Genomic DNA, 25,182 nt, shown 5'->3' with positions numbered 1-25,182 from the left:
GGATCTCGCTCTTTCGAGCGGTCGCTCACTCTCAGAAAACTGACTGGCTCCATCGTCTTGACGCCGATGAAGCCACGTTTTGCTGTGCGAGCACTTGATAACTTTTGAGCCTGACAAGTCCGAAGACTTGCCGGTGACTGTTCGCTATCGAGCGCCCACACTTATCGGTTGTTCGTTTGTTAAAGAACTCACGCGCCGGCTTTGCCGTTCGCGTCGCTGCGTTGTCAGCAGCAGAGAAACGAGATTATGCAGAACCTTTCGCTTCTCGTCAACAGGTTTGTCAGCACTTTCTGCCGCGGCGCCAGCACCGCAGCGCCTTTGCCTTCCCTGCCAACCCCGCCGCCGTTCGGCTGCGAGGGGGCGAATATTAAGGGAGCGTGACAGCCAATGCAAGCGCTTTTTGCGCCACCATGAACGTGCCCTATGCTGCCTCTTTGAGCCGCCGCCACAAGGTGGTCGGACTGATGCCCAACAGATGGCACGCCGCTGCGCGGTCCCCACCGCATTCGTCCAGCACACGGCGAATATGTTCCGCCTGAGATGAACGCGCCACTCCCGCAAGCGAGCGGCTGCCCGAAGGCGCACTCACGCCGACCGGCGCCGCTTCGGTTCTCTCACTGCCGAACAACTCCGGCACCGTGGCCAGCAACTCGCGCAGCAAGGCGTCCTCGTCCAGCGCCCTGCCCGCCAGCAGCACCGCAATCCGCTCCACCACGTTCTCCAGTTCGCGGATATTCCCGGGCCAGCCATACGCCGTCAGCCGGTTTCGGGCCGCCTCGGGCAAGCTGTCCGGGCGTGGCAGGCCGAGCCGCTGTTGCGCGCGCCGGTACAGCAGCTCGGCCAGTTCAGGCAGGTCGGCCTTGCGCTCGCGCAGCGGCGGCATGGCGATCCGCAGGATATTGAGCCGGTAATAGAGATCCTGGCGGAAGGCCCCTTCGCGCACCAGCGCCGCGAGATCCCGGTGGGTGGCGGCGATCACACGCACATTGACCGGCACCGCATCCACGCCGCCGATCGGCAGCACCTGCTTTTCCTGCAGCACGCGCAGCAGCCGGGTCTGCAAGGCGGGCGGCATATCGCCGACCTCGTCCAGGAACAGGGTGCCGTTATGCGCCGACTCGAACAGGCCTGCCTTGCCGCCGCGCCGGGCGCCGGTGAACGCGCCCTCCTCGTAGCCGAACAGTTCGCTCTCCAGCAGCGCCTCGGGAAACGCAGCACAATTGATCGCCACGAAGGGAAACGCCCGGCGCGGACTGGCGTCGTGCATCCCCTGCGCCAGTACCTCCTTGCCCGTACCGCTTTCGCCGCCGATCAGCACGGTGGAATCGACCGCCGCATAGCGCCGAGCCAGGTCCCGCAGCTGACGCATTGCCGACGACTCGCCCGCGAGGTCGTCGAGCCGATAGCGAACGCCGGTGGTTCGCGCGCTGGCGCGGCGGCGCAGATGGCGGTCGACCCGCTGGATGGCGTTGGCATCCTGGATCGTCAGCACCGCGCCCGCGGGGCCGCCTTCGCCCTGAATTGGAATCCGGTTGACCACGACCATGCGGTCGCCCAGCTTGTGGATCGCTTCGAGCTCCTTGGCGCCCGTCCGCATGACGTTGTCGAGCGACAGATCGGGCGCCAGGCCCTGCAGCTTGCGACCGACCGCCTCGGCGGCCGGCGTGCCCAGAAAGCGCTCCATTGCCGGATTGAACGACTGGATCCGCCCGTCGGCATCGACCGCGGCGACGCCTTCGTTCAGATGCGCCAGGATCGTGTTGACGTATTCGCGCCGGCTCGATTCGATGCGCCGCAGCCTTGCCGCCTCGATCGCGTCCTCGAGCGCCAGCTTGACCGACTGCCCCGAGTACAGAAACACCCCGGTCAGCCCGAGCCGGTCCGCGAGCTCCGTGACGAGCCCGGGTCCGACCACGACTTCAATGCCCTCCTGCCGCAGCGCCTTGACGCGCACCGTGGCGTCGTCCTCGGTCAGATACGTATACGACGGAATCGGCAGCCCAAACGCGCGCGCAAACTCGTCGACCTCGGGATAGGTGGCAGCGTGGGTCACCAGCGCGACCCGCGGCGAGATGCGCCGCGCCGTCGCCAGCGCGCTGAGCACATCGAACCCCGTCACCTTGACCAGCGTGACCGGCACGTCCACATGCTGACGCAGATAGGCGCCGTTCGAGCCGGCGGCGACCACCGCATCGAGCCGCCCTTCCCTGGCCTCCCGGGCGATCGCACTGGCGGCGGCCTCGTAGCCCTTGCCGACCAGGCGGAAGTCGGCCTGCGCGGCGTACGAAGGAATCAGATCGGCGAAGGCGCGCGACAGCCGGCTGATGCCGACCGCCCAGATACGCGGACGGCCAGGAGGAATCGGGGTAGCGGGAGTCATCGATGCGAAAGAAAGAGGCGAATGCCGCAAGCCGTGACGAGCGGACAGCCAAAAGCGACTACAACAGGACGTTGACGCGCCATCGATGCATTGTGCGCCCACCGGCGTTGCATTTCAATCCAGCACCGCGGATTTCAGTTTTGAAATGCAGGCGGAGTGCCGATGCCGCCTCCTGCATCGTTCAAACCACCCGCCATCCCTTGCCCGGACTGGGCGAAGCCACTCGCCCCACCACCCGCCCCACCGCTGGCACGCCGCTTGCGCTCGTCCGACATTCCGATCACTGCCCTCATTCCGCTCACCCAGGACGCCACCATGACCCTGACCTCCCAAGACCTGGCCCGCTCGGCCGGCGCCCGTTTCCGCCAGGCGCTGGCCGACGAGCAGCCGCTGCAGATCGTCGGCACCATCAACGCGAACCACGCCCTGCTGGCCAAGCGCGCCGGCTACCGGGCGATCTATCTGTCCGGCGGCGGCGTCGCGGCCGGCTCGCTGGGTCTGCCCGACCTCGGCATCTCGAACCTCGACGACGTGCTGACCGACATCCGCCGCATCACCGATGTCTGCGACGTGCCGCTGCTGGTCGACGTCGACACCGGCTTCGGCGCCTCGGCGTTCAACGTGGCCCGCACGACCCGCTCGCTGATCAAGTTCGGCGCGGGCGCGATGCATATCGAGGACCAGGTCGGCGCCAAGCGCTGCGGCCACCGGCCCAACAAGGAGATCGTGTCGCAGGACGAGATGGTCGATCGCATCAAGGCCGCGGTCGATGCCCGCACCGACGAGCATTTCGTGATCATGGCGCGCACCGACGCGCTGGCGGTCGAGGGCCTGGACAAGGCGATCGAACGCGCGGTGGCATGCGTCGAGGCCGGCGCCGATGCGATCTTCCCCGAGGCGATGACCGACCTGTCGATGTACCGCAAGTTCGTGGACGCGGTGAAGGTCCCCGTGCTGGCCAACATCACCGAGTTCGGCGCGACGCCGCTGTTCACGCGCGACGAGCTGGCCGGTGCCGGCGTCGCGATGATCCTGTACCCGCTGTCGGCGTTCCGCGCGATGAACAAGGCCGCCGAGAACGTCTACGCGGCGATCCGCCGCGACGGCACCCAGCAGAACGTGCTGGACACCATGCAGACGCGCGCCGAGCTCTACGAGAGCATCGGCTACCATGCATACGAACAGAAGCTGGATGCGCTGTTCGCGCAAGCCAAGGCCAAGTAACCAGAACAGAGCGAAGCAAGGAGACGACATGTCCGAAGCCACTCCGGCGCAAGCCACCCCGAAGCCCAAGAAATCCGTCGCGCTGTCCGGCGTCGTCGCCGGCAACACGGCACTGTGCACGGTCGGCCGCAGCGGCAACGATCTGCACTATCGCGGCTATGACATCCTCGACGTCGCCGAAACGTGCGAGTTCGAAGAGATCGCCTATCTGCTGGTGCACGGCAAGCTGCCGACCCAGGCCGAACTGAACGGCTACAAGACCAAGCTGCGCGCGCTGCGCGGCCTGCCCGCCAACGTCAAGGCCGCGCTCGAATGGGTGCCCGCCTCGGCCCATCCGATGGACGTGATGCGCACCGGCGTGTCGGTGCTCGGCACGGTGCTGCCCGAGAAGGAAGACCACAATCTGCCGGGCGCGCGCGACATCGCCGACCGCCTGATGGCCTCGCTCGGGTCGATGCTGCTGTACTGGTACCACTACAGCCATAACGGCCGCCGCATCGAGGTCGAGACCGACGACGATTCGATCGGCGGCCACTTCCTGCATCTGCTGCACGGCCGCAAGCCCAGCGAGCTGTGGGAACGCGCGATGCATACCTCGCTGATCCTGTACGCGGAGCACGAGTTCAACGCCTCGACCTTCACCGGCCGCGTGATCGCCGGCACCGGTTCCGACATCTACTCGGCGATCTGCGGCGCGATCGGTGCGCTGCGCGGCCCGAAACACGGCGGCGCGAACGAGGTCGCGTTCGAGATCCAGAAGCGCTACGACACGCCCGACGAGGCCCAGGCCGACATCACGCGCCGCGTCGAGAACAAGGAAGTCGTGATCGGCTTCGGCCATCCGGTCTACACCACCGGCGATCCGCGCAACCAGGTGATCAAGGAAGTCGCGCGCCGCCTGTCGAAGGACGCCGGCTCGATGAAGATGTTCGACATCGCCGAGCGGCTGGAAACCACGATGTGGAACATCAAGAAGATGTTCCCCAACCTCGACTGGTTCAGCGCGGTCAGCTATCACATGATGGGCGTGCCGACCGCGATGTTCACGCCGCTGTTCGTGATCGCGCGCACCTCGGGCTGGGCCGCGCACATCATCGAGCAACGCGTCGACAACAAGATCATCCGCCCGAGCGCCAACTACATCGGCCCGGACAATCTGAAGTTCGTGCCGATCGAAAAACGCCGCTGATGCCGTAGCGGCAGACAGCAGCAGACGGAAGCGGCCGCCACGCCCGCCGCTTCCGTCCCGAAGTCCCCACGACAGACCCCGGCGCGCCGAGCACCACCCGTATTGACCCACCCCATGAACACTGCCTACCGCAAACCGCTGCCCGGCACGGGCCTGGACTATTTCGACGCACGCGCCGCGGTCGATGCGATCCAGCCCGGCGCCTATGACAAGCTGCCCTACACCTCGCGCGTGCTGGCCGAAAACCTGGTGCGCCGCTGCGAGCCGTCGCTGCTGGCCGCCGCACTGACGCAGCTGATCGAACGCAAGCGCGAACTGGACTTTCCCTGGTTCCCCGCGCGCGTGGTCTGCCACGACATCCTCGGCCAGACCGCGCTGGTCGATCTGGCCGGCCTGCGCGATGCGATCGCCGCTCAGGGCGGCGATCCGGCCCAGGTCAATCCGGTGGTGCCGGTCCAGCTGATCGTCGACCATTCGCTGGCGGTCGAGCATGGCGGGTTCGACAAGGACGCCTTCGCCAAGAACCGCGCGATCGAGGAGCGCCGCAACGAGGACCGCTTCCACTTCATCGAGTGGACAAAGAAGGCGTTCAAGAACGTCGACGTGATTCCGCCGGGCAACGGCATCATGCACCAGATCAATCTGGAGCGGATGTCGCCGGTAATCCATGCGGCCGACGGCGTGGCCTACCCCGACACGCTGGTCGGCACCGACAGCCATACGCCGCATGTCGATGCGCTCGGCGTGATCGCCATCGGCGTCGGCGGCCTCGAAGCCGAGAACGTGATGCTGGGCCGCGCCTCGTGGATGCGGCTGCCGGACATCGTCGGCGTCGAGCTGCGCGGCAAGCCGCAGCCTGGCATCACCGCGACCGATATCGTGCTGGCGCTGACCGAGTTCCTGCGCAGCCAGCGCGTGGTCGGCGCCTATCTCGAATTCCGCGGCGAAGGCGCGGCCAGCCTGACGCTGGGCGATCGCGCGACGATCTCGAACATGGCGCCCGAATACGGCGCCACCGCGGCGATGTTCTTCATCGACGGCCAGACCATCGACTATCTGCGGCTGACCGGCCGCAGCGACGAACAGGTCCGCCTGGTCGAGACCTACGCCAGGACCGCGGGCCTGTGGGCCGATACGCTCGACCACGCGGAATACGAGCGCACGCTGGAATTCGACCTGTCGACCGTGGTGCGCAACATGGCCGGCCCGTCGAACCCGCACAAGCGCCTGCCGACCACCGCGCTGGCCGAACGCGGCATCGCCGCCAAGTGGGAAGAGGTGCCGGGGCAGATGCCGGACGGCGCGGTGATCATCGCCGCCATCACCAGCTGCACCAACACCAGCAATCCGCGCAACGTGATCGCCGCCGGTCTGCTGGCGCGCAATGCCAATGCGCGCGGCCTGACGCGCAAGCCCTGGGTCAAATCCTCGCTGGCGCCGGGCTCCAAGGTCGTGCAGCTGTATCTGGAGGAAGCCGGGCTGCTGCCCGAGCTCGAGCAGCTCGGCTTCGGCATCGTCGCGTTCGCCTGCACCACCTGCAACGGCATGTCGGGCGCGCTCGATCCGGCGATCCAGCAGGAGATCGTCGAACGCGATCTCTATGCGACCGCCGTGCTGTCGGGCAACCGCAATTTCGACGGCCGCATCCATCCCTATGCGAAGCAGGCCTTCCTGGCCTCGCCGCCGCTGGTGGTGGCCTATGCGATCGCCGGCACCATCCGCTTCGACATCGAGCGCGACGTGCTGGGCCACGACCAGAACGGCCAGCCGGTCACGCTGAAGGACATCTGGCCGAGCGACGAGGAGATCGACGCGATCGTCGCGCAGAGCGTCAAGCCCGAGCAGTTCCGCAAGGTCTACGAGCCGATGTTCGCGGTGCAGGCGGCCAACGCCGAGACCATCAGCCCGCTGTACGACTGGCGCCCACAGAGCACCTATATTCGCCGCCCGCCGTACTGGGAAGGCGCGCTGGCCGGCGAGCGCACGCTCCGTGGCCTGCGTCCGCTGGCGGTGCTCGGCGACAACATCACGACCGACCACCTGTCGCCGTCGAACGCGATCCTGCCCGACAGCGCCGCCGGCGAATACCTGGCGAAGATGGGGCTGCCCGAGGAAGACTTCAACTCGTACGCGACCCACCGCGGCGACCACCTGACCGCGCAGCGCGCGACCTTCGCCAACCCGACCCTGCTCAATGAAATGGCGGTGGTCGACGGCAAGGTCAAGAAGGGTTCGCTGGCCCGCATCGAGCCGGACGGCAAGGTCGTGCGCATGTGGGAAGCGATCGAAACCTATATGGAGCGCAAGCAGCCGCTGATCATCATCGCCGGCGCCGACTACGGCCAGGGCTCGTCGCGCGACTGGGCCGCCAAGGGCGTTCGGCTGGCCGGCGTGGAAGCGATCGTCGCCGAAGGCTTCGAGCGGATCCACCGCACCAACCTGATCGGCATGGGCGTGCTGCCGCTGGAGTTCAAGCCCGGCACCAACCGCCTGACGCTGCAGATCGACGGCACCGAGACCTTCGACGTGATCGGCGAGCGCAAGCCGCGCGCCGACCTGACGCTGGTGATCCACCGCAAGAATGGCGAGCGGGTCGAAGCGCCGGTGACCTGCCGGCTCGATACCGCCGAGGAAGTGTCGATCTACGAGGCCGGCGGCGTGCTGCAGCGCTTCGCACAGGACTTCCTCGATGCGACCAAGGGGACGCAAGCGGCTGCATCCGCGGCGTGAGCGCGGCGCGACGGTCAATCCTGAATCAGCACGAGGCACACATGGTTTCCCTTCCCCAGATCCGCATCCCCGCCACCTATATGCGTGGCGGCACCAGCAAGGGCGTGTTCTTCCGCCTGCAGGACCTGCCGGAGGCCGCGCAGTCGCCTGGCCCGGCGCGCGATGCGCTGCTGATGCGCGTGATCGGCAGCCCCGACCCGTACGGCAAGCAGATCGACGGCATGGGCGCGGCGACGTCGAGCACCAGCAAGACGGTGATCGTGTCGCGCAGCACCCGGCCTGACCACGACGTCGACTATCTGTTCGGCCAGGTCGCCATCGACCAGCCCTTCGTCGACTGGAGCGGCAACTGCGGCAACCTGTCGGCCGCGGTGGGCCCGTTCGCGATCGCTGCCGGGCTGATCGATCCGGCCCGCATCCCGCGCGAGGGCGTCGCCACCGTACGCATCTGGCAGGCCAATATCGGCAAGACCATCGTCTCGCATGTGCCGATCGTCGACGGCATGGTCAAGGAAACCGGCGACTTCGAACTGGACGGCGTGACCTTCCCCGCCGCCGAAATCATGCTCGAGTTCATGGACCCTGCCGCCGAGGAGGAAGGCGGCGGCGGCGCGATGTTCCCGACCGGCAATCTGGTCGACGACCTCGAGGTGCCGGGCGTCGGCACGCTGAAGGCGACGATGATCAATGCCGGCATTCCGACCATCTTCGTCAACGCCGACGCGATCGGCTATACCGGTACCGAGCTGCAGGACGCCATCAACGGCGACCCCAAGGCGCTGGCGATGTTCGAGACGATTCGCGCCTACGGTGCGGTGCGGATGGGGCTGATCCAGAACGTCGACGAGGCCGCACGGCGCCAGCACACCCCCAAGGTGGCCTTCGTCGCCCCGCCGGCGAGCTATTCCGCGTCGAGCGGCAAGGCGGTGCGCGCCGAGGACATCGATCTGCTGGTGCGCGCGCTGTCGATGGGCAAGCTGCACCACGCGATGATGGGCACCGCTGCGGTGGCGATCGGCACCGCCGCCGCCATCCCGGGAACGCTGGTCAATCTGGCTGCCGGTGGCGGCAAACGCCAGGCCGTGCGCTTCGGCCATCCGTCCGGCACGCTGCGCGTCGGTGCCGAGGCGGCCCAGGTCGATGGCGAATGGGCCGTCAAGAAGGCCATCATGAGCCGCAGCGCGCGGGTGCTGATGGAAGGTTGGGTCCGCGTGCCGGGCGACTGGAACCCCGTCGCTTGAAGGCAGCACGGCTGGGGCCGCGCAGCGGCTCCAGCGCTGACGGTGTGGGCTGATTAGCTGGCGGTTAATTGCGTTTCATCAACGTGAAGGCAAACCCGCCATTGCGCTCTTGAACCACGGCCCTTCAACTGCCGATCTTCAACCGAACAGCACGCTGTTCATCAGCGCCTTGGCCACCACGGTGCCCGCCTCGGGCTGCTCCGCATAGACCGTGATTTCGGTGGCGATCTGCCGCTGGCCTCGGCGCACCACCGTCGCCACCGCCCGCAGCGAGGCCGCCTCGGCCGGCGCCACGTACTGGATCGACAGCGCGCTGGTCGCCCCGCCCCGCACCTTGTCCGGATCCGCGCCCGACGCCGCGGCCGCCGCGCCCGCGATATCGATCAGCGTGGCAATCACGCCGCCATGCACGCTCTTGCCGACCGTGACATTGCCCGGGCTGAACGGCAGCACCAGCTCGACATGCTCGGGCGCCAGCACGTCGAGCTCGACGCCAAGCGTGCGGGCCACCGGCGAGCCGATCAGGATTTCCTCGACCATGGCGCGGATGCGGGGGGCCACCTCGGCGTGGCGGTCGGCGGTCGATAGCGTGGTCAGCGAAGACATCATGCGGGCTCCTGCAGAGGGATCGTTGGTATGTCGCGATGGGGCTATGATGGCAGCCGGCGGTGCCGTGCCTCAATTACCCGGCAGGTAATCCACTCAAGCGGCGGCTTCGGCTTCGGCTGCGGCTGCGGCTGGGGCACCGCGCCACCCCACCGCTTATAATGGCCGCCTTTGCCACACCCCGCCGCCATGCCGCAAACCCGCCCCGATTCGCCGCCAGACCCGCTTGCCCTGCCCGAACCCGCCGAGGCCACCGACGACAGCCTGTTCGACGGTCCCGACAGCCCGTGCATCGGCATCTGCTCGACGCTGTTCGACGAGGTCTGCCAGGGCTGCGGCCGCACCGCCTTCGAGGTCAGCAACTGGGTCTTCATGAGCGACGCGGAAAAGCAGGCGGTGTGGGAGCGCATCACTCGCGACGGCACCGCGCGCCGTTTTCAGCGCGGCTAGTCCACGACCCACGCCGGTTCCAAACCCTCAACGGCTCGCCCCGCTGGCCCGACCGCGATCGCCCGCCACAGGCGTCAACACCAGCGTTTCGAAGGCCTTGGCTCCAGCCGGATGCCCGGCGCCCCGGATCGTCACGTACTCCCCGCGCGCCCACTGCTCGGTCCAGTCGCGATAGTGCGGCGACAACACGTTGCCGGACTGCCCCGTCGGCGTGATGAAGCGCGAGGCCGACAGGTCGGCCAGATCGTAGATCGCCCGCACGCTGGCGCCATGCACGTTCTCGAACGGCGCCTGCTCGTCGCCGATATTGTGGCGGCCGGCGTTGACCGTATAGGTATCCCCGCCGGTCGGCACCTTGACGTTGAAGAACCCCGCCAGCGAAGGCACCTTGGCAAACGGCCGGTGTTCGGCGCGGGCGGCATGGGCCTGGCCCCAGCGCCAGCGCCGCGGGTCGTCGCCATAGCGCTGCTGCAGATCGACGATGGCGCGTTTCCACGCCGCGCCCATCGCGTCGTTGCAGTCCTCGGGCGCCGGCGTCTTCGGATCGTCGCACCAGAAGCGCCCCAGCCCGCGCGAGCTGCGCAGGATGTTCAGCATCGCCTGTTGCACATTGCGCTGCTCCCACATGCGCGCGAACACGCCATCGCCGACCTTGTCTTCGAACATGCCGCGCGAGAGCTCCCGCAGCCAGGCGGTGGCGACCAGCGGCTCGGCGCGGTCCGCCGACATCGTGCCGTCCCAGCGCCCCAACGCCGCAAACAGCTCGCGCTCGCGGGCCGGCCGCGTGCCGTCGGCGGCGATCGAGGCACCGAGCAGCAGCGGCAAGGCCTCCTTGACCGCCAGCGACAGCTCGTCCTTCTGGATCGCCGCGAACGTATCGAGCGTGTGCGGGCGCCGCGCGGCCAGCAACGCGCGGATGCGGTCGTGCCGATACGGCACGGTCCACTCGCTGGTCAGGAAATACGGATAGTCGTCCGGCACGATCTTCTGGTTCGCGGTCACCACCATGCCGCCGGACGGATTGAAGCTGCGCGGCAGCTTTTCGAACGGAATGAAGCCGCTCCAGTCGTAGCGCGCGTCCCAGCCCGGCGCCGGCGCCAGCCCCTTCAGATCGTTGGCGGCCTGGCGCAGCGGCACGCGTCCCGGCGCAATGAAGCCGATATTGCCGTCGACATCGGCATAGACCACGCTCTGCTGCGGCGTATGGAAGTCGCGCAGCGCCTCGGTGAAGCTCGTCCAGTCGTGCGCGCGGTTCAGTTTCAGGCCGGCCTGCACCGTGCGGTCGTCGGGCCGCAGCGCAACCCATTGAAAGGCCACCACGTACTGCGCCCCCAGCGGCGCCACTGCCGCGGCAAGCGGCTCCGCGACATCGGAGATCACGGGCCCGTGGCGGGTCGAGCGGACCCGGATCGTCACGTCGGGCTGGTCCTTGACGCGGATGGTCTCCTCGCGCACCGCAAACTCCGCCCAGCCATTGGGCGTCTGGTACTGCTCGGGCCGTCCTGGCCGGAGCCGCTCGATATACAGATCCTGCAGATCCGGCGCGGTATTGGTGAATCCCCAGGCGATGCGCGGCGTATGGCCGATCACGACCACCGGCATCCCCGGCAGCGTGGCCCCCGTTACGTCCAGGCCCGGCGCGCGCAGCGTGGCGAAATACCACAGCGCCGGCGCCTGCAGGCCGAGGTGCAGATCGTTGGCCAGCAGCGGCTTGCCCGAGCGCGTATGGGCGCCGGAGACGACCCAGTTGTTCGAGCCCATGCCTTCGACCAGCCCCGGCGGCGCAGCCGCCTCGACGCGCGCCATCGCCGTGGTCAGCGGCGCCAGTTGCCGGTACAGCGCGGGATAGTCGGTGGTGCGCAGCGGCTGCTCGCCCGGATACGGCGCCAGCAGTTCGTTGATGCGCGACAGCGGCAGCGTCTGCGCCAGCCGCATGCGCAGCACCTCGCGGCTCCAGTTGGCGCTCAGGTCCCAGGCCATCATGGTCTGCCAGGCCAGCGTATCGGCCGGCTCCCAGCGTTCGGGCACGGTGCGCAGGATGGCGAATTCGGGCGGCAGCGGGCCCTTGTGGCTGGCGATGCCGGCATTGACCCCATCGGCATAGGCCTGCAGCGCGGCACGCGTCTCGGGCGTGCTGGCGGCGAAGGCGGCCTCGGCGTTGCGGCGTACGCCGATGGTGCGCAGGAAGCGATCGGTCGGCAGCGCGCTCGGCCCCAGGATCTCGGCCAGCCGCCCCGCGGCGATGCGCTTGTTCATCTGCATCTGCCAGAGCCGGTCCTGCGCATGGACGAAGCCCAGGCCGAAATAGGCATCGAGCGGATCGCCGGCCTCGATGCGCGGAATCGCATGCCGGTCGCGCACGATGGTGACGCGCCCGTGCAAACCCGCCAGCGCGACGGTACCGGCCACCTCAGGCTGCGACGCCTGCCGATACCAGGCATAGCCGCCTATCGCCGCGGCCAGTCCCAATCCGGCCACGATTACCGTCAGCCATGCCAGCCGCTTGAGCCAATGCATCGCCTTCCCCTCCCCCGTCCAACCGTTCGTTGCGGTGTCGTGCTGTTGTTGTGCTGTGATCGACGTGCTGTCGTCAATTATCGCCGACGCAAAAATGCCCGGACAGGCCGGGCATTTCCAAAGCGGTCGGCGCTCAGGCCGCGGGCTTTTTCAGCTGCAGCGCCTTGTACTCGAGGAACTCCTCCAGGCCATACTTGCCCGCCTCGCGTCCATGCCCCGACTGCTTGAAGCCGCCGAACGGCGCCAGCATGTTGAACGGCCCGCCGTTGATGTCGACCTGGCCGGTGCGGATCCGGCGCGCCACGCGGATCGCGCGCGCCTCGTCGCCCGACCAGACGCCACCGCCGAGGCCGTAGACGCTGTCGTTGGCGATGCGCACCGCGTCTTCCTCGGTGTCGTAGCAGATGATCGACAGCACCGGCCCGAAGATCTCTTCCTGCGCCACGGTCGCCTTGGGATCGACGTTGCCGAGCACGGTCGGCTGCACGAAGAAGCCCTTGTCCACGCCGGCCGGCGGCTCGGTGCCGCCCGTCACCAGTTCGGCGCCCTCGTTCAGCCCGCGCTGGATATAGCCGACCACGCGATCCTTCTGCGCGGCCGAGATCAGCGGTCCCAGCCTGGTGGTTTCCTGCAGCGGATCGCCGACGGTAAAGCCTGCCACCACCTTCTGCACGATCTCCTTGACCTCGTCATAGCGCTCGCGCGGCACCAGCATGCGGGTGTGCGCCGAGCAGGTCTGGCCGGAGTTCAGGAAGCAGGCATTGATGGTGCCCTTGACGGCGGCCGGCAGGTCGGCGTCGTCGAGGATCACCGAGGCGGACTTGCCGCCCAGTTCCAGCGCGACCCGCTTGACGGTCTGCGCGGCCAGTTCGGAGACCCGCTTGCCGGCGCGCGTCGAACCGGTAAACGACACCATGTCGACCTCGCGGTGGCTCGCCAGCACCTCGCCGACCACCGGGCCGTAACCGGTCACCAGGTTGAACACGCCCGGCGGCAGGCCGACGGCCTCGATCACCTCGGCCAGCACGAAGGCGTTCAGCGGCGCCACCTCGGACGGCTTGAGCACCACGGTGCAGCCGGCGGCCAGCGCCGGCGCAACCTTCAGCGTGATCTGGTTCAGCGGATAGTTCCACGGCGTGATGGCGGCGACCACGCCGACCGGCTCACGCACCACCAGCGAATTGCCGACCTCCTCCTCGAAGGTGAAGGACTCGACCAGCTTGGCGGCCTGGCTCCAGTTGAAGACCGGGCCACCGACCTGGATCGCGCGGGCCAGCTTGATCGGCATGCCGACCTCGGCGGCGATCAGCTGCGCCAGCTCCTCGGTGCGCGCCTTCAGCCCCTCGGCGATCTTGCGGATATAGTCCGCGCGCTGCTGCGGCGGCGTCGCGGACCAGCCGTCGAAGGCGGCGCGGGCCGCCTGGATGGCATCCTCGGCGTCGCGGGCATGGCCTTCGGGAATCCGGCCCATCACCTCCTCGGTGGTGGAATGGATAACGTCGATCTGCCCGGTGCCGTGCGGGGTCACCCATTGGCCGTTGATAAAGAGTTTGTCTCGTTGCTGCATAGCCACAATTCCTCGGTGAGCCCTCGGGCGGTCGGCCCTCAGGCGTTTCCAAACTGAATCAGCCGTTTCAGAGCGTTTGCGATTGTTTTAAGTTTTTTCCGTGCCGACATTGTAGAGCCGATTTTGCTCACCGATATCGGCCGGCCGCGCGGCGTGGGCCACGCCGGCGCCAATATCCCGCCGATAATCGCGCGCCGATCGTGCACCGCAGCGATAAAAAAGGCCGCAACGCGTGGATGCGTTGCGGCCTTCGTTCGTCCGCTGCCCAGGCACAGCGGGCAGCGAACGGATGGGCAGGTGGGCGGGCGAACAGCCGAGCAGCCGGTCAGCCGGTCAGCCGGCGATCCCCTGCGACTCCAGGTATTCGTCGTAGGTGCCCAGATAATCGGTCACCGTGCCGTCGGTGCGGATCTCGATGATCCGCGTGGCCAGCGCGCTGACGAATTCCCGGTCGTGCGACACGAAGATCAGCGTGCCGGTGAACTTGTCCAGCGCGATCTGCAGCGATTCGATCGACTCCATGTCCATGTGGTTGGTCGGCTCGTCCAGCGCCAGCACGTTATGGCGGCCAAGCATCAGCTTGCCCCAGATCATGCGGCCCTTCTCGCCGCCGGACAGCACCTTGACCGACTTCTTGATGTCGTCGGCCGAGAACAGCAGCCGGCCCAGCGTGCCGCGCAGCGACTGGTCGTCGTCGCCGGCCTGCGTCCACTGGGTCATCCAATCCATCAGGTTGGTCTCTTCCGGGAACTCCTCGTAGGTGTCCTGGGGCATGTAACCGACATTGGCGTTCTCGGCCCACTTGACCGTGCCGTGGTCGACCTCGATGCCGCGCTGCACGCCGGTCTGCACCGCGCCGTCCAGCAGGCAGCGCAGCAGCGTGGTCTTGCCCGCGCCGTTCTCGCCGATGATGGCGACACGCTCGCCGGCCTGGATCGACAGCGACAGATTGTTCAGGATCCGGCGGTCGTAGGCCTTGCTGATGTTCTCGGCGGTGACCGCCAGGTTGTGCAGCTTCTTCTCGAACTCGAAGCGGATGAACGGGTTCTGGCGCGACGACGGCTTGATGTCTTCGACCTTGATCTTGTCGATCTGCTTCAGGCGCGAGGTGGCCTGGCGCGCCTTGGACTTGTTGGCCGAGAAGCGGCGCACGAAGTCCTGCAGTTCGGTGATCCGCTCCTTGGCGCGCGCATTGGCGGCCATCTGGCGTTCCCGCGCCTGCATCGACGCTTCCATGTAGTCGTCGTAGTTGCCCGGGTAGACCTTCAGCGTGCCGTAGTCCATGTCGGCCATGTGCGTGCAGACCGAGTTCAGGAAGTGGCGATCGTGCGAAATGATGATCATGGTGGAATTGCGCTCGTTGAGCACGTGTTCCAGCCAGCGGATCGTGTTGATGTCCAGGTTGTTGGTCGGCTCGTCCAGCAGCAGCACGTCCGGATTCGAGAACAGCGCCTGCGCCAGCAGCACGCGCAGCTTCCAGCCCGGCGCGATATTGCTCATCGTGCCCTGGTGCTGGTCGGTCGGAATGCCGACGCCCAGCAGCAGCTCGCCGGCGCGCGCCTCGGCCGTGTAGCCGTCGTACTCGGCGTACTTGGCCTCGAGCTCGGCGGCCTTCATGTAGTCTTCGTCGGTCGCCTCGGGGTTCGCGTAGATCGCGTCGCGCTCCTGCGCCGCCGCCCACATCTCGGTATGGCCCATCATCACCACGTCGAGCACGCGCATGTCTTCATAGGCGAACTGGTCCTGGCGCAGCTTGCCCAGCCGCACGCCCGGTTCGAGCATCACGTTGCCGGCGCTGGGCTCCAGGTCGCCGCCGAGGATCTTCATGAAGGTGGACTTGCCGCAGCCGTTCGCGCCGATCAGGCCGTAGCGGTTGCCCTCGCCGAACTTGACCGAGATATTCTCGAACAAGGGCTTGGGGCCGAACTGCATGGTGATGTTTGCGGTAGATAGCACGTCGAAGAACCTTTTGGAATGCGGTGTAACGGTGGGGGCGGCCGGTGAAGGCGGCGGATCGGCAAGCCGCGACTGGACGATCGGGAGAAAGCTGCCGACGGCGTGCCGCATGGCGCGGCGGGCTGGCCAACGGAGCAACCGTGGCGCGTGGCCGGACAGGCCTGGGCCCTTCACCTCGCGAAGAATCGGCAATTTTACCATTCCTCGCCCAATCCGGCGCGGGGATGGCGGCGCCGGACCCTGGCGAACCCTGCCGGACCCTGCCGGACCTTTCAGGCCGGCCCGGCCAGCCGCGGATGCCCCGACATCGTCAGCGTGAAGCCATCCGCCGAGGCCCGCAGCACGCCCTGCCCGCCCACCGGCAACGTCAGCTTGCGCGTGCAGTGTCCGAACGGCAGCCCGGTCAGGATCGGCACCGGCAGGCGCTCGCGCAGATAGGCCACCACGGCCGGCAGATCGTAGCCGTTGTCGTAATCGCTGACGCGGTAGCTCGAAAAGTCGCCGAGCAGGACCGCACGCTGGGTGCCCAGCACGCCCGCCTGTTCGAGCTGCAGCAGCATCCGTTCGACGCGGTAAGGCGGCTCGTTGACGTCCTCGAGGAACAGGATGCCGCCGTCGACCTGCGGCAGGTACGGCGTACCCAGCAGGCTGCACAGCATCGCCAGATTGCCGCCCCACAGCGTGCCCGCCACCTCGCCGGAAAACGGCTGGCCGCCGTCCTGCGGCGCCTCGACCTCGACGGTGTAGGTCGCTGCGCGCAGCAGGCCCTCGAAATGCCGCCACATGAAGGGGTCGACCGGCTCGGCGCCGAAGTCGGCCAACAGCATCGGGCCGGCCAGCGTGATGCCGCCGGCTTTGGCCAGATACGCGAGCTGGAACGCCGTGAAATCGCTGTGGCCGACGATCGGCGTGCCCGCGCGGCCGGCCTGCTCGGCGATGCGCGCGAAGTCGATGCGCGGCAGCAGCCGCGCGATGCCATAGCCGCCGCGCACCGCCAGCGTCAGCGCACCGGGTGCGCCGCTGCCGATGGCATGCAGATCGGCCAGCCGCTCGTCGTCGGTGCCGCCGAAGCGCAGATGGCGGCGGGCCAGCACCTCGGGGTTGGCGACCCGGTAGCCGTGCGCCTGCAGCCAGTCGCAGCCGCGCGCGGCGACGGCCATGTCGTGCGGATAGCCGGAGGGAGCGATCAGGCGGACTTCGATGGGCGCGTTCATGCGTCGGGCTTTCCCTGCGAGTCGGATGACGGTTCTGCGGCGGGCGGCACGACGGTACGCTCGGCCTTCTGCGCGCGCCGCCGCGCGCGGAAGAAGTCGCGCAGCAGCTGCCCGCACTCGTCGGCCAGCACGCCGCCGCGGATCGTGGTCTGGTGATTGAGCCGCGCTTCGGCGAACAGATCGAGCACGCTGCCGGCGGCGCCGGTCTTCGGATCGGTGGCGCCGAACACCACGTGGCGCAGCCGCGCGTGCAGCATTGCGCCGCTGCACATCGCGCACGGCTCCAGCGTCACGTACAGCTCGCACTCGGGCATGCGGTAGTTGCCGATCACCTGCGCGGCGGCGCGCAGCGCCTGCATTTCGGCATGGGCGGAAGGGTCGCGCGAGCGGATCGGCAGATTGTGGCCGCGCGCGATGATCGCGTCGTTCCATACCACCACCGCGCCCACCGGCACCTCGCCCGCCGCTTCCGCCAGCCGCGCTTCTTCCAGCGCGGCGCGCATGAAGCGCTCGTCGCGCTCGTCGGCCATCGGGCCGTCGAACGGCGGCGTGGCGGTGGCAACAACAGGCAACGGCGGCGGCGTGTCGGTCATCGGCGCGTAGTGGGTCGACGGTAGCGCGGCGGCAGGCGCGGTGTCTGGCTCAGTCCTGCGCCGGCGCGGCGGCGGGCGCGGACACTTCGGCCCAGCAGTTCGGCGTTTCGAACAGCACCAGGCGGGTCAGCTGCAGATGATGCCCGAAGCAGTCCTTGAACACCGGCGCCAGCATGTCGAAGGCGATCTGCGCCAGGTTCTCGACCGTCGGGATCGCGTCGAGCACCACGGTCTTGTGCCCTTCCATGCCGCGCAGGAATTCCAGCAGCGCGGTGTCGCCGCGATAGATCAGGAAGGCGTGATCCCACTTGTCGACCAGATGCTGGTTGGCCAGCGCCTTGATATCGCTGAAATCCAGGATCATGCCCTCGTCGGCCGCGCCCTCGCGATGCAGCACCTCGCCCGACAGCGTCAGGTCGAGCCGATATCGGTGGCCATGGATATTGCGGCATTGGCCGCCATGGTTGGGGATGCGGTGGCCGGCGTCGAATTCGAGCCGGCGCGTGATCGAGACTTGCTTGTTCATGAAGACCGGTGCCGAGTACCGTTGGGAGCCGAACGACCGGCTGCTAGCGGATGCCCAGCATCTTGTGGGTTTGCAGCGAAAGGCGCCAGCGCGGATGGCGCTGGCAGAAATCGACCGCGAGGGCGGTATTCTCGCGCGCCAGCGGGCCGTCCATCGGCTGCACGAGGAAATAGCGGAAATCCAGCGCCTCGTATGCCGCGAAGTCCTGGCCGGGCTGCGGAATCACGACCTTGAGCTCGTCGCCGCGTGTGACCACCAGCTCGGCGCCCATCTTCGGGCTGACGCAGACCCAGTCGATGCCGTCCGGCACGGCGATCGTGCCGTTGGTCTCGATCGCGATCTCGAAGCCCTGCGCATGCAGCGCATCGATCAGCGGCGCATCGAGCTGCAGCAGCGGCTCGCCCCCGGTGCAGACCACCAGCGGACGCCCGCCCGTGCCTTGCGGCCATTGCGAGGCGACCTGCGCGGCCAGTTCCTCGGCGTTGCGGTACTTGCCGCCCAGCGTGCCGTCGGTGCCGACGAAATCCGTATCGCAGAAGCGGCAGATCGCCTGCTCGCGATCCTGCTCGCGGCCGCTCCACAGATTGCAGCCCGCGAAGCGGCAGAACACGGCGGCGCGGCCCGCGTTGGCGCCCTCGCCCTGCAGCGTGTAGAAGATTTCCTTGACGGCGTAAGTCATGCTTGGGGTTGGCTCGACCTGTCGGTTCGACCTGGAAGATTGGCGATGGGGTGCTAGCCTCGGGCGAGGCGTTCCCGATCGCGCGGGGAAACGCGACAGTATACCAAAGACACCTCAATGCCGCAGACGCCTCGCAGCTCCGCCCAACGTGGCCCGGTCCGGCGCTTCGCCCTGCATCCGCGACGCGAGAAAGTCCAGAAAGCAGGCAATCCGCGCGGACAGCTGGGTATTCAGATAGTAGACCGCATGGATGGGCTGGCGCACATCGAGCGTCTCCCGCGGAAACAGCTGCACCAGGTCGCCGCGGGCCCGGTCCTGCGCGGTCATGAAATCGGCCAGGCACACCACGCCCTGTCCGGCCAGCGCCAGCTGGCGCAGCGTCTCGCCGCTGGACGCGGACACCGCCGGCGTGATCTCGAACTCGTTGCCGGCCTCGTCGCGCAGCGGCCAGCGGTTCAGGCTGTCCGGCTGCGTAAAGCCGAGCAGGCTGTGTCCGGCCAGCTCCCGGACCGAGCGCGGCCGGCCGTGCGCCTTCAGGTAGGCGGGGCTTGCCAGCACCCGTAGACGGCTGTGGCACAGCGGCCGGGCATGCAACGTCGAATCGCGCAGCGCGCCGATGCGGATCGCGACATCGGTGCGGTGCTCGAGCAAATCGATGATCTGGTCACTGCTGTGCAGTTCCAGCTCGATCTCGGGATAGGCGCGCCGGAAGTCGTCGACCAGCGGCACCACCACATGGAGCATGAACGGCGAAGCCGCGTTGATGCGCAGCTTGCCGGCCGGCTTCTGCCGCCGCAGCGCGATCTGGTCCTCGGCCTGATCGACCGCGCCCAGGATGGCGCGGGCATGCGCCAGCAGCGCGGCGCCCTCCTCGGTCAGCTCCAGCCGCCGCGTGGTCCGCCGCAGCAGCGCGGTGGCCAGCTTGTCCTCGAGCCGCGCCAGCGCCCGGCTGACGCCGGAGACGGTCTGGCCAAGCTGATCGGCGGCCGCGGTGATCGAGCCGCTGTCGACCACGGTGACGAAGGCGAGCAGTTCTTCGAGGGTCATCTTCATGGCGGGGTGCCTGCGGAGCGAAGGCAGTCGGAGCGCGAGATTGTTGACTGCCAATCAAATATTTTCTGCATATTAACGGATTAATCGGCAAGGCGACCAGGGCCACAATGCGGGCCATTCCGATACCTGATACCCGATACCCGATACCGGACCGCGGCTGCTGGTCTATGCCAAGACCGCGAGCGGGCGCCTCGATCGCGCCGACGGCACCGCCGGTGCGATGTCGCACTGAACGCCATGCGAACGGCGTGGCGGCGCGCGGCAAGCCCGCCGCCACGCGCGAAATCTGCACCGCTTGCCGGCCAATGCTTCAAGTGTGTCTGCGCCCCGCCCCGCGCATGTGATCCATGCCGCCACGGCATGCAACTTGCGTCGCGTTAGCCCGTCTGCGCGCAAAGACAGAACGCCGGGCGACGCCCGGCGATATCACACATCCTGGAGAGACACCATGAAAGCAACGACCTTGGCAGCCGCGCTCGCCTCCTGCCTGGCGCTTGCGACCGGCGCGGCCCTCGCGCAAGGCGCCGGTGGCGGTAGCGGCGGCAGCGGCGGCAGTGGCGGCAGTGGCGGCAGCGGCAGCGGTGGCGGCAGTGCCGGCGCCGGGCCCAGTGCGCCCCCCGGCACGGGGACCAGCGCCACCGGGACCGGCGGCAGCACCAGCGGCAGCGGCGGCACCTCCGGCTATCAGTCCGGCGGCTCGGACAGCAAGAGCAGCGCCAGTGCCCCGCGCGGACGCTCGGGCAGCGGCAGCGGCGGTGCCTCGGGCAAGGGCGGCACCAGCGGCTCCGGGACCAGCGGCTCCGGCACCGGTTCGCCGGGTTCCGGCAGCCCGGGCAGCCCCGGCAGTTCGGGAAGCACAGGCACCTCTGGCTCTGGCGGTACAGGCACCGGGGGCCTCGGCACTGGCGGCATGGGTTCGGGCGGCACGGGCGGCTCGGGCGGGACCAGCGGCGGCTCTGGCGGTACCGGTGGTACGGGAGGTTCGGGCGGCTCCAGCGGCCGCTAAGCCGGGCTGAAGCGCGCCGTCGCCGGCGCGCTCAGACCCTGCTCCCCCTCCTCGGCCGTTCAGGCCGCGACCCTCTGCAACACCTGCATCGCGTCGTACGCCTCGCGGCGCAGCCCTTCCAGATCCAGCCCCACGATCGCGCCGTCCTGCACGACCTGACGCCCGCGCACGAACACGTGGCGCACCGGCGTCGGTTCCCCCGCCGCCACCGGGGCGGCGGCGACGTCGTGAAAGCCGTGAAAGCGCAGGCCGCTGACGTCGTAGATCGCCAGGTCGGCCGACTGCCCCGGCGCCAGCGTGCCGATCCGCGGCAGGTCCAGCACCGCGGCACCACCCGCCGTGCCCCAGTGAATCACCTCCTCCACCGTCGTCTGCGCGGCGCCGCCGACCGCGCGGTGCACCAGCCAGGCGAAGTTGGCCTCGTTGACCATGCTGCCCGATTCATTGGAGGCGACCCCGTCCACCCCGAGCGAGATACGCACGCCGGCATCGGCCAGGGCGCGTACCGGGGCCACGCCGCTGCCCAGCCGCGCGTTGCTGACCGGACAGTGCGCCATGCCGGTACCGGTCGCGGCCAGCATGCGGATCTCGTCGGGCGACAGCGTGACCAGATGCGCGAACCAGACGTCCGGGCCAAGCCAGCCATGCTCGCCGACGAATTCCACCGGCGTGCAGCGATACTTCTCGCGGCAGAAGCGCACGTAGTTGTCGGTCTCCGACAGATGCGTGTGCAGGCGCAGGCCGAGGCCGCGGCCGACCTCGGCCAGTTCGCGCAGCATCGCGGGCGGCAGCGAGAACGTCGGCGTGGTCGGCGCCACCGCGACGCGCCGCATCGCATCGCCGGCCGGGTCGTGATAGCGCGCCTTCAGCCGTTCGATATCGGCGACCATCTCGTCGAGGGTCTCCGGCACCAGCGCGGTCTTCGACATGCCGGGATGATCGGCGGCCGACTGGATCGCGCCGCCGCGGCACAGCACCAGCCGCATCCCCATTTCCTCGGCCACCTCGAACAGCAGATCGCCGGTCTCGGCACCGTGGCCATGGTGATAGAGGTAATGATGATCGGCGCAGGTGGTGGTGCCCGACAGCAGCAGCTCGGCCATGCCGAGCCGCACCGCGGCACGCAGCACCTCGGGCGTGAAGGCCGCCAGGCGCGGATACGGCACCGCCGCCAGCCAGGCCTGCAGATCGGCGTTGATGCCGGCGGGCACGGCCTTGAGCAGGTTCTGGAACAGATGGTGATGCGTATTGATCCAGCCCGGATACACCACGCAGCCCGTGACATCGAGCACGCGTTCGCCCGGCAGCGGCGCGAGTCCCGCCGCGATCTCGGCGATGCGGCCGTCGCGGATGCGGATATCCGCCGCGCCGGCGCGCGCCGCCGGGCCGGCCAGGCCCGTCATCACCGCAGCGGCGCCGCGGATCAGCAGGTTCTCGCACGGCTTGTTCCTCGGCTCGTTCCGCGAATCTTCGTTGTGCGACGCTTCGTTGCGGCATTGGACTTCAGTCAAGGTCAGATCTCCGGGGCATGTTCGCCGGCACGGGCCAGCGGTGCGTCGCGGCCAGGCAGGCCGTTGAGCAGCAGGTTCAGGAAGACGGAAACCACGCAGGCGATGATCACGCTGCTGTGCACGAAAGGCTGCAGCGCTTCGGGCAGCTTCTCCAGCACCGACGGCATGATCACCGGCATCAGCGCGCAGGCCAGCGTGATGGCGACGATGGTCAGGTTCGAGCGGTTGTGTTCGTAGTCGACCTGGCCCAGCGTCTTGATGCCCGCCGCGCCGACCACGCCGAACATCACCAGCGCGGCGCCGCCGAGCGCCGCGGCCGGGATCGACGCAAAAAGCGCGCCGATCTTGGGGACCAGCGCGACCGCGCACAGCATCACGCCGCAGGTGGCGACCACCCAGCGGCTGCGCACGCCGGTCACGATCACCAGCCCCACGTTCTCCATGAAGGCGATATACGGAAAGGCCGCGAACATGCCGCCGATCGCGCTGGCCAGGCCGTTGGCGCGCAGGCCGTTGGTCGCCTCGCGCTCGCTGACCGGGCGCTTGACCAGATCGCCGATCGCGATGAACAGCCCCATCGACTCGACCATCTGCACCAGCATCACGATGGTCATCGTGACGATCGCGCCGATATCGAATACCGGCAGGCCGAACGCGAACGGCTGCACCATCGTGAACCACGGCGCGCGCCCCACTTCGGTGAAGTCGCCCATGCCGAGCGCGGTCGCGACCGCCGCGCCGGCCAGCAGGCCGATCAGCACCGACAGATTGCGCAGAAACTCGCTCCCGTAGCGATTGATCGCCAGGATCAGCGCGACCACGCCGATCGCCACCGCGAAGAACACGGGCGCACCGAACTGCGGCGCACCGCGCCCGCCGCCCAGCCATTGATACGCGACCGGGAAGAGCGACAGGCCGATCGCGGTGACGATGCAGCCCGTCACCACCGGCGGGAAGAACTGCCGCAGCCGCCCGATCACCGGCGCCAGCAGCAGCGTGATGACGCCCGCGCCGATGATGGCGCCGCAGACGCCCTGGAAGCCCAGCGACGGATCGGTGCCGATCGCGATCACGGGCCCGACCGAGCTGAAGGCGACGCCCTGCATGATCGGCAGCCGCACGCCGAACTTCCAGAAACCGACGGTCTGCAGCAGCGTGGCGATGCCCGAGGTGAACAGCGCGGTGCTGATCAACAGCGTGGTCTGCGCCGGGGTCATCTTCAGCGCGGCGGCCACGATCATCGGCACCGTGATCGCGCCCAGATAGCTGACCAACATGTGCTGGAAGCCCAGCGTAAGCATGGCGCGCGGCGGCAGCACCGCGTCGACCGGGTGTTGGGGCGAAGCCATCGTCGTCTCCTTGGTGGTGGCTGAAGGGCGCTCGTAGCGGCGCCTGCAGCCACAGTAGCGGCCAGCCCCGCGCGGTCATAGCGCAATTGCGAAGGCGATAGGCGCAAAGCGCAGCGATGTGAATCCGCCGTGCGCGATGGGTTGGGAGAAGACGATGGCGATGCCGCGGCGCTGCGGGTTTGTCCCGGCTTTGCCGTCGGCAATGGCGGCCCTTACGATAGCGCGCACCGCCGCTCCGGGTGCCTGCCATCGCATCCCTTGATCCGCGCTTCCATGCAGCCGCCTTCCGACGTTCCCGCGGACGTTTCCGCACCCGCCCTCGGCGCCGTCCATCGATTCCATGCCAGCGAATTGCCGCATGTCGAGGCGCTGTGCACGCGGCTGTTCGGGCCCACGCGGGTGCGGCCGCTCGATGCCGAGGCCCCGCTGCACGTCGAGATCGAGCAATGCCATATCGGCCAGCTGTCGCTGGTCGACATCCGCTACAGCACGGCGATGGAAATCGAGCCGCAGCCCGGCAAGGACGAATACGTGATTCAGACCACGCTGTCCGGTCATTGCGAGGCGCTCACCGAGGGCCAGTCGCAGCATTTCCCGCAGGGCAGCACGCTGGTTGCCTCGCCGACGCAGCGCACGCGGCTGCTGCTCGACGCAGCCTGCGAACGCTTCTGCGTGGTGCTGCGCCGGCGCGCGATCGAGCATGCGTTCCGCGAGCATTTCGGCTTCGAGCCGCCGGCGCCGATCGCGTTCGCGACGCGGCTGGCCGGCGGTAGTGGGCTCGATGAGGTCAATAGGCTGGCCGAGCGCTGGCACGCGCTGGTGGGGTATCTGCGCGCGGAGATGCGCACGCGCCGGGCTGGGTCCGCCAATCCGACCATCGACGCCAGCATCGAGCATATGGTGGTGTCGACGCTGCTGTTCGACCAGTTCTCGGGCGACGGCGCCACGCTGCCGCGACGCTTTCAGCCGACGCTGCCGGCCTATGTGCGCCGCGCCATCCAGTATCTGCGCCGCAATCTCGATCGCCCGATCACGATGCGCGAACTCGCCGACCATTGCGGTGTGTCCGAGCGCTCGCTGCAGGTCGGCTTTCGGCGCAGCAAGAACGCGACGCCGATGGAGTATCTGCGGCTGCTGCGCCTCCAAGGCGCACGCGACAGCCTGCTGCGGGCCCCGCCGCAGCCCGGCGCCGTGACCGCGATCGCGCTGCGGCACGGCTTCTCGCATCTGAGCATGTTTTCGCGCGAATACCGGCGCGAATTCGGCGAGCTGCCGTCGGAGACCTTGCGCCGGGCGCAGCGGCGCGAAGGATAGCGGCGGACACCGATTCGATCGGTGCCGTGGCGGCCGGCGCTTTCCCGCCCTGCCCGCCACGGCGCCGGCCCGCTACG

19 protein-coding genes are annotated in these 25,182 nt (G+C 68.3%); 6 read left to right on the top strand and 13 right to left on the bottom strand.

What is annotated here, in order from left to right; genetic code table 11:
- Positions 1 to 421: 421 nt before the first annotated feature.
- The gene (prpR, locus tag J5T34_RS06890) at positions 422 to 2,380 is read right to left on the bottom strand and encodes a propionate catabolism operon regulatory protein PrpR (protein ID WP_208579190.1); all 1,959 of its coding nucleotides are present in this window, start codon (positions 2,378 to 2,380) and stop codon (positions 422 to 424) included.
- A gap of 315 nt (positions 2,381 to 2,695) precedes the next feature.
- Between prpR and prpB the strand changes: the two genes are divergently transcribed.
- The 4 genes from prpB (at position 2,696) to prpF (ending at position 8,764) form a co-directional block, all read left to right on the top strand.
- Positions 2,696 to 3,604, top strand: a complete 909-nt coding sequence (prpB, locus tag J5T34_RS06885; RefSeq protein ID WP_208579189.1) for a methylisocitrate lyase — start codon at positions 2,696 to 2,698, stop codon at positions 3,602 to 3,604.
- Positions 3,605 to 3,632: 28 nt separating this feature from the next.
- On the top strand, positions 3,633 to 4,793 hold the full coding sequence (gene prpC, locus J5T34_RS06880) for a bifunctional 2-methylcitrate synthase/citrate synthase (RefSeq protein ID WP_208579188.1): 1,161 nt from the start codon (positions 3,633 to 3,635) through the stop codon (positions 4,791 to 4,793).
- A 114-nt stretch (positions 4,794 to 4,907) separates the two neighbouring features.
- Entirely contained in the window at positions 4,908 to 7,523 is a 2,616-nt protein-coding gene (acnD, locus tag J5T34_RS06875) for a Fe/S-dependent 2-methylisocitrate dehydratase AcnD (protein ID WP_208579187.1), read from the top strand.
- Positions 7,524 to 7,564: 41 nt separating this feature from the next.
- Positions 7,565 to 8,764, top strand: a complete 1,200-nt coding sequence (gene prpF, locus J5T34_RS06870) for a 2-methylaconitate cis-trans isomerase PrpF (protein WP_208579186.1) — start codon at positions 7,565 to 7,567, stop codon at positions 8,762 to 8,764.
- A 138-nt stretch (positions 8,765 to 8,902) separates the two neighbouring features.
- Here the strand turns inward: prpF and J5T34_RS06865 are convergent, their stop codons facing one another.
- Positions 8,903 to 9,373: a PaaI family thioesterase gene (locus tag J5T34_RS06865; RefSeq protein WP_208579185.1), complete on the bottom strand. Its 471-nt coding sequence runs from the start codon at positions 9,371 to 9,373 to the stop codon at positions 8,903 to 8,905.
- Positions 9,374 to 9,559: 186 nt separating this feature from the next.
- On the opposite strand from J5T34_RS06865, the gene J5T34_RS06860 reads away from it, so the two are divergent.
- Positions 9,560 to 9,820 carry a DUF1289 domain-containing protein gene (locus J5T34_RS06860; RefSeq protein ID WP_208579184.1) on the top strand — a complete coding sequence of 87 codons (261 nt, stop codon included), beginning with the start codon at positions 9,560 to 9,562 and terminating at the stop codon, positions 9,818 to 9,820.
- Between the two features lie 27 nt (positions 9,821 to 9,847).
- Here the strand turns inward: J5T34_RS06860 and J5T34_RS06855 are convergent, their stop codons facing one another.
- The 11 genes from J5T34_RS06855 to J5T34_RS06805 form a co-directional block, all read right to left on the bottom strand.
- The gene (locus J5T34_RS06855; RefSeq protein ID WP_208579183.1) at positions 9,848 to 12,337 is read right to left on the bottom strand and encodes a penicillin acylase family protein; all 2,490 of its coding nucleotides are present in this window, start codon (positions 12,335 to 12,337) and stop codon (positions 9,848 to 9,850) included.
- A gap of 133 nt (positions 12,338 to 12,470) precedes the next feature.
- Entirely contained in the window at positions 12,471 to 13,904 is a 1,434-nt protein-coding gene (locus tag J5T34_RS06850; protein WP_208579182.1) for an aldehyde dehydrogenase family protein, read from the bottom strand.
- 333 nt (positions 13,905 to 14,237) lie between these two features.
- Complete coding sequence (locus J5T34_RS06845; protein ID WP_208579181.1) at positions 14,238 to 15,860, bottom strand: ABC-F family ATPase; 1,623 nt, start codon at positions 15,858 to 15,860, stop codon at positions 14,238 to 14,240.
- A 272-nt stretch (positions 15,861 to 16,132) separates the two neighbouring features.
- Positions 16,133 to 17,074, bottom strand: coding sequence for a muramoyltetrapeptide carboxypeptidase (gene ldcA, locus J5T34_RS06840; RefSeq protein WP_208579180.1), 942 nt, complete (start codon positions 17,072 to 17,074; stop codon positions 16,133 to 16,135).
- On the bottom strand, positions 17,071 to 17,667 hold the full coding sequence (gene tadA, locus J5T34_RS06835) for a tRNA adenosine(34) deaminase TadA (protein ID WP_208579179.1): 597 nt from the start codon (positions 17,665 to 17,667) through the stop codon (positions 17,071 to 17,073). The genes ldcA and tadA overlap by 4 nt, the downstream gene beginning before the upstream one ends.
- A gap of 49 nt (positions 17,668 to 17,716) precedes the next feature.
- Positions 17,717 to 18,193 carry a 6-carboxytetrahydropterin synthase QueD gene (gene queD, locus J5T34_RS06830; RefSeq protein WP_208579178.1) on the bottom strand — a complete coding sequence of 159 codons (477 nt, stop codon included), beginning with the start codon at positions 18,191 to 18,193 and terminating at the stop codon, positions 17,717 to 17,719.
- A gap of 43 nt (positions 18,194 to 18,236) precedes the next feature.
- Positions 18,237 to 18,872 (bottom strand): 7-carboxy-7-deazaguanine synthase, encoded by a 636-nt coding sequence (gene queE / locus J5T34_RS06825; protein WP_208579177.1) that lies wholly within the window; start codon positions 18,870 to 18,872, stop codon positions 18,237 to 18,239.
- Between the two features lie 114 nt (positions 18,873 to 18,986).
- Entirely contained in the window at positions 18,987 to 19,925 is a 939-nt protein-coding gene (locus tag J5T34_RS06820) for a LysR family transcriptional regulator (protein ID WP_208579176.1), read from the bottom strand.
- A 684-nt stretch (positions 19,926 to 20,609) separates the two neighbouring features.
- A complete protein-coding gene (locus J5T34_RS06815) occupies positions 20,610 to 20,789 on the bottom strand; it encodes a hypothetical protein (RefSeq protein ID WP_208579175.1) in 180 nt (59 codons plus the stop codon).
- A 201-nt stretch (positions 20,790 to 20,990) separates the two neighbouring features.
- Positions 20,991 to 22,361, bottom strand: coding sequence for an amidohydrolase family protein (locus J5T34_RS06810; protein WP_279633731.1), 1,371 nt, complete (start codon positions 22,359 to 22,361; stop codon positions 20,991 to 20,993).
- An 83-nt stretch (positions 22,362 to 22,444) separates the two neighbouring features.
- The gene (locus J5T34_RS06805) at positions 22,445 to 23,791 is read right to left on the bottom strand and encodes a nucleobase:cation symporter-2 family protein (RefSeq protein ID WP_208579174.1); all 1,347 of its coding nucleotides are present in this window, start codon (positions 23,789 to 23,791) and stop codon (positions 22,445 to 22,447) included.
- 273 nt (positions 23,792 to 24,064) lie between these two features.
- On the opposite strand from J5T34_RS06805, the gene J5T34_RS06800 reads away from it, so the two are divergent.
- Complete coding sequence (locus tag J5T34_RS06800; RefSeq protein WP_208579173.1) at positions 24,065 to 25,105, top strand: AraC family transcriptional regulator; 1,041 nt, start codon at positions 24,065 to 24,067, stop codon at positions 25,103 to 25,105.
- Positions 25,106 to 25,182 lie beyond the last annotated feature (77 nt).

The sequence above is a fragment of the Cupriavidus gilardii genome (assembly GCF_017598945.1).
GTDB lineage: Bacteria > Pseudomonadota > Gammaproteobacteria > Burkholderiales > Burkholderiaceae > Cupriavidus > Cupriavidus gilardii_E.
This window is presented reverse-complemented; position numbering and strand designations above follow the sequence as displayed.